Annotated in this window: 9 protein-coding genes; 5 read left to right on the forward strand and 4 right to left on the reverse strand. The window is 40.6% G+C overall.

The genetic code is table 11. The features are described from left to right. Nucleotides 1–207: 207 nt before the first annotated feature. On the forward strand, nt 208–2,502 hold the full coding sequence (locus tag E2H97_RS02600; protein ID WP_133405682.1) for a hypothetical protein: 2,295 nt from the start codon (nt 208–210) through the stop codon (nt 2,500–2,502). Between the two features lie 67 nt (nt 2,503–2,569). Here E2H97_RS02600 and E2H97_RS02605 read toward each other — a convergent pair whose 3' ends face one another. Next, the gene (locus tag E2H97_RS02605; RefSeq protein ID WP_133405683.1) at nt 2,570–4,636 is read right to left on the reverse strand and encodes a TonB-dependent receptor; all 2,067 of its coding nucleotides are present in this window, start codon (nt 4,634–4,636) and stop codon (nt 2,570–2,572) included. 452 nt (nt 4,637–5,088) lie between these two features. Here E2H97_RS02605 and E2H97_RS02610 point away from each other — a divergent pair, with 452 nt between their 5' ends. Next, nucleotides 5,089–5,382, forward strand: coding sequence for a hypothetical protein (locus tag E2H97_RS02610; RefSeq protein WP_133405684.1), 294 nt, complete (start codon nt 5,089–5,091; stop codon nt 5,380–5,382). Continuing rightward, entirely contained in the window at nt 5,382–6,941 is a 1,560-nt protein-coding gene (locus E2H97_RS02615) for a PepSY-associated TM helix domain-containing protein (RefSeq protein ID WP_133405685.1), read from the forward strand. Before E2H97_RS02610 ends, E2H97_RS02615 begins: the two co-directional genes overlap by 1 nt. Nucleotides 6,942–6,978: 37 nt before the next feature. Here E2H97_RS02615 and yjgA read toward each other — a convergent pair whose 3' ends face one another. Further along, entirely contained in the window at nt 6,979–7,512 is a 534-nt protein-coding gene (yjgA, locus tag E2H97_RS02620; RefSeq protein ID WP_133405686.1) for a ribosome biogenesis factor YjgA, read from the reverse strand. A gap of 112 nt (nt 7,513–7,624) precedes the next feature. Between yjgA and pmbA the strand changes: the two genes are divergently transcribed. After that, entirely contained in the window at nt 7,625–8,968 is a 1,344-nt protein-coding gene (gene pmbA, locus E2H97_RS02625; protein ID WP_133405687.1) for a metalloprotease PmbA, read from the forward strand. Nucleotides 8,969–9,050: 82 nt separating this feature from the next. Then, nucleotides 9,051–10,214 carry an ankyrin repeat domain-containing protein gene (locus E2H97_RS02630; RefSeq protein ID WP_133405688.1) on the forward strand — a complete coding sequence of 388 codons (1,164 nt, stop codon included), beginning with the start codon at nt 9,051–9,053 and terminating at the stop codon, nt 10,212–10,214. Here E2H97_RS02630 and E2H97_RS02635 read toward each other — a convergent pair. Beyond that, complete coding sequence (locus E2H97_RS02635; RefSeq protein WP_170308228.1) at nt 10,211–11,356, reverse strand: ankyrin repeat domain-containing protein; 1,146 nt, start codon at nt 11,354–11,356, stop codon at nt 10,211–10,213. The two genes, E2H97_RS02630 and E2H97_RS02635, sit on opposite strands and share 4 nt — an antisense overlap. Before the next feature lie 276 nt (nt 11,357–11,632). Continuing rightward, entirely contained in the window at nt 11,633–12,757 is a 1,125-nt protein-coding gene (locus E2H97_RS02640) for a PQQ-dependent sugar dehydrogenase (RefSeq protein ID WP_133405690.1), read from the reverse strand.

Here is a 12,757-nt window from a genome sequence, read left to right on the forward strand (position 1 = left end):
GTCCCTAATACTCAGCGATTTAACCAAAATATGGCCGTAGACGCTTTAAGCAATAATCAAAGTCTAAAAACATTTTGCCAAGAGGGTTTTCCTTTAAGTGGGGAGGTACGTAAGGTACTGGAGTTGACGATTGATGGCCAAACGCACCGCTATGATGTCACTCTCCTAAACCTTCGTCCTATACATGTTTTTTACGTATCCACTTGTATGAGTGAATCTGATTCATCTGATAGTGTTGAAAGCAGTTCAGAGAGCACTGACCATGGCGATAAAACGAGATATTTTGAAAGTTTTGATTACGTAACATTTGAGCCGTATGGATGGAGTCAACCGATCAAAAAGGCATTGGATGAGCTTTTAGAGGTTCAACGTTTATGTAAGGGAGCCAGAGTATGGCAACGTGAATTATCTAAAGATGATTCTGATAATGAATGCGTATCCAGCCAGTCATCTGCAACAAGTAAATCTGGTAACTCATTCATAAAACGTAAACTTTCAGACTTTACAGAGAGTTTTATGAGTCATTCGCGTTCTACCTCCCCACTAAGTTCTCAAGTTGACCCAGAATTAGAAAGTGACTATAGCAGTGAGCCTGATCATTCATTACAGGAAAATATGCAACAACTTGAAGTATTAGCTAAAGGGAAGGCTATGGCTAAAGGTTTCACTGAGGAGTATTTAACTAAGCTACACCAATTACATAGTAGTTTTTGTGTATTAGAGAAAGAGTTAAGGGAAAAGTCATTACTTTCTCAGGAAGTTCAGGCTTCAGGCATTTCAGAAGCAAAAGCAAGCGCATCCAGTGCAATGAAATGTGAGACCGAAATAGGAATAACTGAACCTGAAAGCGAAAATTTAAAACAAGTAGGTGAAGCTCAGCGTCAACTTTGCATGATGTTGGTCGATGTGTACCTCGTCATATCTAATGAGGGGGACTCAAACTGCTTTGCTTTGTTATCAGCGATAGAGTTTTTGAAGAAAGCGCAACAATATGGAGAAGATGTTAGCAAAGCTGATGATCGAATCAAAGCCAGTTTCAAGTATTGTGTTCAGCAGCAACTTTTGACCATTGATACTCTCCAAGAGCCAGAGGAATTGGGTGAGTTTATTTCTATTTTCGTCAGATTATTAGAGCAAATAAAATTGCAGGATAACTCAGAGCTATTGCAACAATTTTATACCGTTCTGGCATTTAAATTTACCAACTTTATTGATGTGACTAAGTCGGGTTACCCTGCCTGTTCTCAAAGAAGGTACTTGTTTGATTCAGTGCCTAATTTAGAAAATATTTTAAAAGAAGTTGCGCAAGAGCAAGCAGATTGTCTTAGTTTTGAAGCACAACAAGTCATCGGTGAGTCTGAAAGCGATAGGCCCTATTATATTTGGATAAAGGAAGAGCTTCGAAAGTCGACAGACCTTATGGTATTACTTAGCCAATTAGAGAAAAAAATTGAGGATATGGCAGCGCTCGAGTCAGATGATTACAAAGAAACCGAAAAAAAAATCAAAGAGCTTGGAATTTACTTACTTGATAAACATATTCATAGAGATACCTCTGCGTATCCTAAGCAATTGCTCATGGTTCACGTTAATAACGTAGTGACATTGTCGAGAAGTGTGCGCCGAAACCGAGATCCTCAAAGCTTAGATATACTCAGTAAAACGCTTGCCCATTGTGCTGTATTGGCAAAAGACTTGGCAGAAAAAAGAACTGATACGGATCTTGAAATTTTGAAGATTTATCAAGAGTTACTGTCAGAATCAGAACTCCTTAAAGAGAGGTTGAGTCGAAAGGTGTCCACCAAAGAGCAGCTATCGGTTCGGTCTGAGGCCATGTTAAAAGTAGATACCGTACAGGACAAAGCTAGGGTATTGTCCACAAAAATGCTTAAACAAGTTAAAGCGTTTTGGCAGACTTTAAAAGTGGATAAAAATAGTTGGAGGGAAGTTGAGCCTTTGTTAATACAGCTTAAGCATTTATCTGAATGGAAGATAGTGGGAGAAAGCCAGCGTCAAGAAGCCTTTCATTTAAGTGTGGAAATGTTTTTATGTACTTCACAGGCTTTGCGTCATGATAAAAAGTTAAAAAAAATTGTAAAGCTGGAGGTAGCATTAGAGGAATGTGTATCGCTCACTCGTCAATTAATGGAGCTACAGATTTGTGAAAGCAATGGGGTTGAGGGCATAAAAGCATTAAATGAGTTGATGGTTGAGGCCGAAAAATTACAAAGCAGGATTGATGCAATTAAAGAGGCTAAAGGAACTGATGCTTGTGGTGAGAAGTCACAACAAATTGAGCAACTCCCTATTTTGGCCTTGCAATTATCCCAAAGAGTTATGGCGAGTATTTCTGTAACCCAAGCCACATTGGTCAGTAATAAACGGCTATTAGAAGAGAGCCATCAAAAATTAAATATGTTAGCTCAAATGACAATGTTGTCTGTTGATGAGCGGGTAAAAGCAACGACGTTACAAATGGATTTACCGTCGCTTCAAAGTTAGATACAGTTTATCTTTGTGGGTAACAATAATCACGAAAGATAAACTGCACCAAAAACATTAATCGTTGTTAAAAGCGATATGTCACCGTTGCCCCAATCGTTCTTGGGCGAACAATTGCAGAGTAATGTTTGGCCACCTTCGTTTTAGGATGTACTTGCACAAACTTCTTGGTGCGTTTTTCAACATCAAACAAGTTGCTGGCAAAAGCAGTAACAACCCAGTTGTCGGATTCCCAGTTCAGAGTTAAGCGAGACAAGGTATAGCCACCAGATTCTACAGACTTATCATTTTTAATATCAGCATAGTATTTACCAACATAGTGATTATTAAAGTTGACGTGTAAGTTATCTGTTAGCCAATATTTCATGGCTAGCTTAGCCGTTAGATCAGGCGCTGAACCTAATTCATTTCCTTTTAAAGAAGCGTATGCGTTATCAATTTTTTCAATTTTAGTTTTCAGTAAACCAATACCCGTTGACACTTCAAAGTTGTCAGTGATTGAAAAATTAAGGGCAGACTCTAAACCATAAGAATTGGCATTATCAATATTCACAATACGACGGTCTCTAGGGTTACCCGATGCACCAACAAGGTCGTCTTGGTAACCGTCGTAATCGTTATAGAATACGTTGGTCGTTAGGTTCATATCTGATGTCAAGTTGCTGCGAACACTAAATTCATAAGTGTTTACTTTTTCTTGCTCAAAGGTGTAATACTCTTTACGGAAGAAGCTATATGTACCACCGCCAGCATTGTAACCTTTACGTGCACTTACACCTAAAGTCGTTGAGTCAGAGATGTCGTAAGTCAGTGCGATTTTTGGTAAGAATAGGGTTTTCTCGTTATCAATCACAAAGGTCACTTTAGCGCGTTGATGATTAAAGTTACGCAGCTGAGCTTCACGCTCGATACGACCACCAACAACTAGATTCCATTTATCAGTAATGTCATAACTGACCTCACCATAGATGGCTTTTGAACTGCTTTCATCATCACCATCATAGATTTTTGGACTCATGAAGTCTTGGTCGCGTTTATACCAATACAGTCCAACAAAACCTGATAAATCACCTTGATCGTTTTTAAGATTCAATTTGGCGTCAAGTGTCTTGTCTTTTTCATCCATTTTCACAGTAATAGGGCGTGGGTAAGAATCAAAGCCCCATTCATAGGCAACGTGCGATAGTAAAACTTCGTAAGACACATTGTTGTTGATTTGATGGTCTAGCTTTAGGCTGATCGTCTTTGAATTTGTGTCTATATAGCGTGCTGAGTCAGTATCATGCTCAAATGGATCTTCGCCAACGTAGTAGTTTCGTCCTGCATCACCTTTTTCTCGGTTTTTGCTGTAGGTCAATAATGCTTTAAAGCCTTCGATGGAATCAGGGGTGTATAAGAACTTGGCACGTAATCTTTTAGACTTAAGCTCATTAGGATCAAAGTTAAGTGTGGGAGCTTTCGGACTTTTTGAAAGTAATAAGTTAGAAAACGTATCTCCATCGAGCCTTTGGCCTGCAATTCGAAACGCCAATTGGTCGTCTAAGATAGGGCCAGAAATTACTGCAGAGGTCTCTATAAATTTGTCTTGGTTACGGTATCCAACACGGGCTGCACCTTCCCAGTCTTGGGTTGGGTCTTTGGTTTTAATAAACACTAAGCCGCCGATGCTATTACGCCCGTTCGTCGTAGATTGCGGGCCACGGAATACTTCAACTTGTTCAACATCCCAAATGCCCATATCGCCAGTGCGATCAGCAACAAAAGGTTCTGCTACACCATCAATGACAGTGGTAACTCTTGGTTTGGCGCCACTGGCAAAAGAATTAAAGCCAGAAGCAGAGCCATTACCGCTTACACCACGAATATCTGGTGCTTGGCCTGAAAGTACAACTACGTTTGGTACTTCTGCAATCGCATCACCAAAACTTAAAAATTGACCGTCTTCTAGTGCGTTTTCACCAATGACTTCAACTGACGAAGTTGTGTCTTTCAGGCTTCGTTCAATTTTTTCACCGATAACGGTAATGGTTTCAATATTTGTGTCTTTCTTCTCGGCTTCATCAGCAGAAACAGAAAATGATGCGCCAAGTAGGGCTAAACAAATGGTGCTTAGCTTAAACTTAGGGTTATGCATAGTGTGCAATCCTTTGTGGGAGATTTAATAAATGGCAACAATTCAGATGGTTACCGTTAGAGCATTTATTTGGATTGCATTATATTGGATGTCATTCTGATTGCAATAAAAATGACAATTGTTATCATTTGCATTGGTTTTTTGAGTGTCAATCTAAAAATACAAACAAAAGAGCGCAAATATTTCTATGTACACCTTATTTTTTGGACTGTTGATCCTAATTTCTTCTGGGATCTTTTACCTAAGCAATAAGAACCAAATTGCCCTGAAATCGCCACTCAATAAAAGGTATCGAATGATCGCCATTGTTCTGCTCTTATTGGGAAGTCTTGGATGGTTTTCAATCATGAGTGCAGTAACCGCAGTATTTTCAATTTTTGCCATATTTATGTTGGCAATCGGTGTGTGGCCCTTTTTAAGCCATTGGTTTACATCTAAAAGAGGTAAATTGAATGGATAAGAAAAACAAAATCAAACCCGATGTGCTGTCCAAAACCCTTGCTGGTTTAGTGTTTGGTTACTTGATTGCCCTAGCGTTGGTCGGTTTGTTTGCTTGGCATGGTTATCAAGGGATCAGTGGCGAACACAAAGTTCAATTTAATATGTGGATGATCACACCGATTTGGATGCTGACCTTCAGTTTTAGTTATCTATTTCAAAGTGGCAAAAAAGCCATTTTGACCTTGTTTTCTGTCAGTGTTGTTCTGCATTTTATTCTTTATATCAGTAAAGCGAGTATCAGTTAATGAAAGTTCGTGGTGACATTTTAAGACTTTATCAATTTCTGCATACTTGGTCTGGTATAACAACGGGTATGTTACTGTTTATCGCGTTCTTTGCTGGTGCATTAACCATGTTTAAAGAGCCATTGGCGCATTGGGTGAAACCCATGCATCATCAAAGCGAGGTTTCGATAGAGCAAATGCAATCTCAGCTTGATCAGGTGTTGAACGAGCAAGCAAATGCCAAAAATCAAATTGTGGTTAACCTTGATGCTAACAATAATCATCAGCCTCATTTTACTTGGTATCCAGATGCAAAAGGGCGAACGTTAAACCTAGAGCAACAAGCCATATATGGGGTGATTGATGATAATAGCCAATTGCAAATCACTTATTCTGCTCCAACCGCCTTTTCTGAATTAGTCGATGCACTGCACCGTACGGGGGGGATTCCGGGTACCAACGATCATGGTTATTTTGGTGTGACCATAATGGGATTGGTATCGATTGCTTACTTTTTGGCGATTGTTTCTGGCGTGATCGTTCTATTGCCCACATTAGTGAAAAGCTTATTTGCACTAAGAACCAATAAAGGAAAATCACGGTTTTGGTTGGACAGTCACAACATTCTAGGTGTAACCTCATTGCCATTTCATATTGTGATTTGCTTTACGGCCATCGTTTTTGCCTTTCATGATGATATGTATGACTCGATGAAAGCGGCAATATACGGCGATCAACCCATGTTCCAACGTGCTAAGCCAACACAAACCTATCCTTTAGAGCAACTCAAAAGTATTTCTGAATTAAAAGACATTGCTTTAAGCATTAATCCGAATGCACAAGTGTTGGATATGACGTTTAGAAATCTCACCAAACCCAATGCTTCGGTGATGATGTCGGTTTATGATGAAACCCAAACCATGCATGGTGCCATTGCTGACCACTTGATTGTGCATCCGTATACCGGAAAGATTCAATTCAGCTCTATAAAGCCCGGTGAAGGTGGCATTTGGAAACGCATTGTGGCGACCTTTTTTGCGGCGCATTTTGGTAGCTTTGGTGGTCCTTATATTCGCTGGATTTACTTTGCTCTAGGGCTAGCGGGTGCCTTCTTATTTTATTCAGGCAACTTATTATGGTTGGAAAAAAGAAAAACTAAACCGACAACATCAGAGCCGAACCCAACTCAAAGCCGTTCTTGGAATAATTTGGCTAAATTAAATATTGGTGTATGTCTAGGAGCGATTGCGGGTATTGCCACCTGCATGGCGTTATCAAAGTGGTTGTTACTGTTTTTTGACAACATCAATCGTGACTATTTGACCCTCTATTATGTAGTGTTTATGGGTGCAGTCATTTCCGCTTTTGTTTGGGGGACATACAAAGCCAGTAAAGGTTTGTTGATGTATTCAGGATTGCTTTGCTTATCTATTCCAATCACGAGTGTTTTGGCATGGTTGTTCCCAAGTATGGGTATGGTCGCACCAGAAGTACTGAGTTATTACTGGGTAGATGCGGTGGTATTGCTATTTGCCGTCGTGTTTATAAGGCAGGCACGTAAGCTTAAACAGCCAGAATAGCAGAAGTAATTAGGGGCATATTGAATGCCCCTAAACGTTACCAATTCTGTCTTAAGTAGACAAATAACTCTTTATTCGATTTAGATTCAGTATCAGGATTTTTAGCCAGCTCTTTTTTTGCTTGGCGAACCAGTTGTCTTAGCTTTTGACGATCCAGCTGTGGGTGCTCTGAAATTAGCTCATGAATTTTACTGTCACCTTCAGCTAATACTTCATCACGAATACGCTCAAACTTTTGTACTTGAACCGATTCGTTACCAGTAAGTAAGTGCAGCTTCTGAAATTTCTGTTTAACTTCATCCAAATCTGCTGTACGCATCAGTTTGCCAATATATTGCATTTGGCGGCGATAAGCTTCAGTTTTGGGTTTGATGGTTTTAACTTTGACTAAGTTATCAAACAAAAACTCATCGAGTTCCATCATTTGCAACTGCTTTTTAGACAAGGCTGCTAATTGCTCACCAAATTTTTGGATTTCAGCACTTTCGTGTTTGAACTCAGTACGGCTGATGTAGTCATCATCATGATCAAATGGCTGTTTATTCAGCTGAGCTTCATCAATTACGTTCATGGTTTTCCGCAGGAATTAACAAAATATCGCTTATGATAACACGTTACTAAAAATACAAGGCGAAGTTATGCTAGGCTACTCATCATAATCGTATTAAAAGCAGAGTATTTTCGTGGCTCAACATCAATTAGATTCAGAACTTTCTCATTTGCAAGATGCTGTATCCATGGCATTAGATTGTGCAAAGCAACTAGGGACATCCGCCGCCGAAACGGCTATCAGTAAACAGCAAGGTTTTTCTGTTGGTACTCGAAATAAAGAAGTGGAAACCGTTGAGTTTAATAAAGACGGCGCGCTTGGGATCACTGTTTATCGAGATGGTTGTAAAGGCAGCTCTTCGACTTCAGATCTTAGCCCTGAGGCTATTAAGCAGGCGGTAAAAGCCGCGGATGATATTGCAAAGCTTACCAGCCAAGATCCTTGCCACGGTTTGGCTGATGCAGAATTGATGGCAACTGAGTTTAAAGAGTTAGATTTGTATCATCCACAAGAGTTAGATGCGGCTGAGCTGACCCAGTTAGCCATTGATGCTGAAACCGCGATGCTGGATTTTGATAAACGTATGAAAGCCTCTGATGGGGCTTCCGCCAATGCACATACGGGCATCAAAGTTTATGGTAATAGCCATGGCTTTATACAAGGCCGTTGCAGTTCTCGTTATAGCTTAAGCTGTGTAGGTATTGGTGAAGATGAACAAGGTGGAATGCAGCGTGATTATGATTACACTGTCGCGCGTAAGTTTAGTGAATTATGGACGCCTGAAGTGGTAGGTAAGAAGGCCGCTGAAAAAACCGTGAATCGTTTAGGCGCGCGTAAAATCGCAACAGCGAAAATGCCTGTACTACTTACACCTGATATTGCAACTGGGCTTATTGGACATCTTGTCGGAGCGATCAGCGGTAGCAGTTTGTATCGAAAGTCGACGTTTTTACTTGATGCAATTAATACTCAGATCTTTCCTGAGTGGTTCAGTATTCATGAGCAACCTCATCTTGTAGGTGGACTGGCAAGTGCAAACTATGATTCCGAAGGTGTGGCAACCACGGAGCGCAACATCATTGAAGCGGGGCAGCTAATGACTTACTTGCTTACCAGTTATTCGGCTCGAAAGTTGAATTTGCCGAATACAGGGCATGCTGGTGGCATTTATAACTGGACCGTAAGTGATAGTGGGCAAACCTTTGACGAATTAGTCAAACAAATGGGTACAGGTCTTATCGTCACTGAAGTGATGGGGCAAGGCGTTAACCCTGTAACGGGTGATTACTCTCGCGGTGCTGGTGGTTTTTATGTGGAAAATGGTGAAATTGTGCATCCTGTAGAGGAAGTCACCATCGCAGGAAACTTAAAGTCTATGTTCTCAGGGATTCAGGCTGTAGCTAAAGATCGCGATTTACGTTCCTCGGTACGCACAGGCGGTATTTTACTGGACGATTTACAGGTTGCTGGTAATTAACCTTTCTTCACATTTCATTGATGATAGGAGAGACCTGTTCTAACTTGAAAGTCATAGCATCATTTTTTTGTAAAGGCTTTTCATGGGCATAACTCCTATCTCTGCCAACCCTTATGGCGAACACGTTAAAAATCAGCGTAGGCCAGAGCAAGAGCAGTATCTCATCGATAGAGAAGGCGTTAAGGAACTCTTGGCGTCAGGTTCTATCATGACGATGGCTGAATACAAAGCCTCAGAAGAATTCAAAAATTTTGCTCGTGAATATCGCTTGCAAAAAGAAGTCATCAAACAACATATCCAACAGTTATTACCTCAATGTTCATTAGAAGAAAAAGCCGTAATGTCGTCGCTGTTAGACGGATATATAGTGAATGCTTTGGACACGAGCGCTAAGCGATTTAGCGTGTTTTCCGATGATGAATTGATGGAGTATATTTATACTGGTGTGAAAGAGGATTTTGGTGAGTTTGCTGATTTTCTAAGCCAAAACGGTGAAGAGTTGAGTAGTCAAGATATTCTTAGAGCCATGATTTTATTTTTACCTGAACGCGATAACGGAAGTGCGTGGATAGCATACTGTACTCAGATGGCGTTAGAGTGTCTTAAAAAAGCGCAAGAAAATGCTCGTCAGTTAGCGGACTATCAAGCCAAACAAGCTGAACATTCGGCATTATTAGTGGCGATTGAAGAAAACAAATTTGATGTTGCTCGTCGATTACTCAGTGTAAGTAATGCTAAATTACCCGTAACAGATCTAGATGAACTACAGCGTAATGTATTGCATTTAGCGAGCATGAAAGGGCAAGCTGATATTTGCGAACCCATATTAGCTAAAACTTCCCCTAGTATTAATCCGTTAGCTGAAGATGAAGACGGCAATACCGCTTTGCATTGGGCGGTAAACAGTGGATCACCAGAAACTGTGAATGTATTAATGGCCGCTTCAGGGGATCAGATGTTTAAGTCTAATCACAATGGTGAGACGCCAGTTCATGTTGCCGCTAAGCAAGAAAGTCTGGCAGTGATGGAGCAGCTATTAGATGCGGCAACTGTCAGAGATGTAAATCAACAAGATCATCAAGGTAATACAGCCGCTCACGTTGCTGTATTAGAGAGCAATCCCCAAGTATTCCGTATGTTGATGGGAGTGGGAACAAAGCCGAGTATTACCAACCATCAGAACCATTCGATTTTCGATTTAGTGTTGAGTCTACAGCAAAGTTTTGGTCGCTCTGAGAGTCGCTAATTTTCAGGCTTATCGTGTTCGATGGTGATCACATCAAATCCATTGTCATCTTCTACCTTTGTTTTAGTGCCTAAATCATCTTCAACAAGTTTGCTAAATTCGGCTTTATTTTGTTTTGTCGTAAAATCGAGCGGCATTCGTTTACGCTTATCTTTTTGTTCGAAATTAGCGCCTTTTTTTAGAAGCATTTCGAAAGCTTCCAAGTTGTCAGCTTGAACTGCTTTGTGTAAAGGCGTTTGCCCTGAATTATCTTGCAAATCTGGGGAAGCATTATGCTCAAGTAAAATACCAACAATTTGGTTATGGCCATATTCTACGGCAAGATGAAGCGGTGTTTGTCCTGAGTCATCCTTAGCATTTACGTCAACCTCCTCGCTAAACAGTTCATGGATAGATCTCAGTGAATTCTCTTTCGCTGCTACATGTAGAGCTGTTCTGCCATTTTTATCTATGATACTAAGATCGATGCTGGCTTTTTTTAGTGCTTGTATTGTGGTTTCTCTGTTTCTAGCCACAGCAATGTGGAGAGCTGGGGTTGGGTCTGCATCACGACCAGTTAAATGATATGACTGACTTGCTCCGCCAATTAATAAAAGAAGGGCGGCTTGGCCATCTCCAATATCACAGCAGTACTGGAGAGGCGTATATTTTTGATCCGACCACCCGTGTTGCGGGGTTTCTAAACTATGCCCTTGCTTGATGAAATCAACAAGAGTTTGATGTCTGACTGATAGTGCTGCCTCGGTGTCGCCTTTTGCTTGTAATTCAATGTCATCTGTAAGATGTCGAGTTTCTTTGGTTTTGATAATCGACCAGATAGAAAAACTGGTTTCTAGTTGCTGCTCTAATTGTTTAACCATTGCTTTATGAGCCTTGGGGGGAGAAGGCACTGGATTTAATAACCTCCCTAAAAACAATGTTGATTGAGGAAGGACATTCCAGAAACTTGTTAAAGGCCCTGGGCTAAAACTCATCTTATATTGATATGAAAAATGTTCACTGCCGTCTACGGTTTCAAGAGTGAAGGCTTGACCTCGTAGCCGAGACATTTCAGACAGCTGCTGACTGCTAATTTTATAAGTTTGGTTTCTAGAATCATACTCAAGTAGAAAATGAGGTTGAGCTTCAGCTTTGACGGCCATGATGTCTTCCATTGCCTAGACTAGTTAATAATAACCATAGCCAACAATGGAAGTTCTACAAATCTTGCTAGAAAGGCTATTTAACCTCAACTCTGTATAACGAAATCAATAACATTATGATTTACAGTACAAACCTAAAGTTTTATCTACAGTGCGGCTAATTTTGTGTAGTTCAAGGCAGAACAGTTCGTAATAGTCGGCCTATTACGGGCTGTTCTAACACCGAAATACGCATAAGTAGCTGTGCTGTAGAGGTTGGCTTATGCAGAGCTGAGGTTATTTAGTGGGTTGTAATTGTAAAATCCCTTTACCGTCAACACCTACATATAAATAGCCATCGTTGCCTTGCATCAAACTGCGTAAACGGCCGATATCTTTAAAGGCCTTAGCTTGTGATATCACTTTATCGCCTTGATAGCTGACCACAGAAACAAAACCATACTTGAGTGAGCCAACCAACAGTTTACCTTTGAGCTTTGGGTATTTATCGGAAGTAACAAACACCATATCAGAAGGCGCAATGGAAGGTGTCCATTGGGAAAGTGGTGGCTCCATCCCTTCTTTTGCAGTCAAATTGGTAAACTTGGTACCAATGTAGTTAATGCCGTAGCTCACCACAGGCCAGCCATAGTTTAGGCCTTTTTTGATCAGGTTGATTTCATCTCCGCCACGTGGACCATGTTCGTGTGACCAAATAGACCCTGTTACTGGGTTAAGCGCTAACCCTTGAGGGTTTCGATGCCCATAGCTGAAGATGGCGGGACTCACATCTTTTTGATTGATAAATGGGTTATCTTTAGGAATGCTACCGTCTAAGTGAAGGCGATAGATTTTGCCTGCGTCTTTCGTGAGATTTTGTGGGTTCACATCTCGGTTAGCGCGATCGCCGACTGAAAAGTACAGGTAGCCATTGTTATCAAATGTGATACGGCTGCCGAAATGGCGGCTGCTGGTGGTATTTCGTTTAGCTTTAAATAGAGTTTTAATATTCTCTATTTGCCGTTTTTCAGAGTTTAACCTAGCTTGAATCAGAGCCGTATTACTGCCTTTTCGTTTACCTTCTGGTGAGCTTAAGGTTAGGTAGATAAGTTGGTTTTTATCAAAATCAGGATGTAATGCGACATCTAATAACCCACCTTGACCTCTTGCAGTGATTTTAGGTAATCCAGAAATCTTAATCGCTTTGTCATTGCCTTTTTTAATAAGCTTAAGTTCGCCACTTCGTTCGGTGACTAGAATATCTTGGTTTGGTAGCTGAACCATTCCCCAAGGTACATTGACATCATCAGTGATGGTTACCACGTTTGCTTGAACAGGAATAAATTTAAGCTGTTCGTAATCGACCGCCTGACTTGAAAATGCCAGTGTAGACAGTAGCGCAAGAGTAAATGGTTTTAACAT

This window comes from Parashewanella tropica (assembly GCF_004358445.1).
Classification (GTDB): Bacteria; Pseudomonadota; Gammaproteobacteria; order Enterobacterales; family Shewanellaceae; genus Parashewanella; species Parashewanella tropica.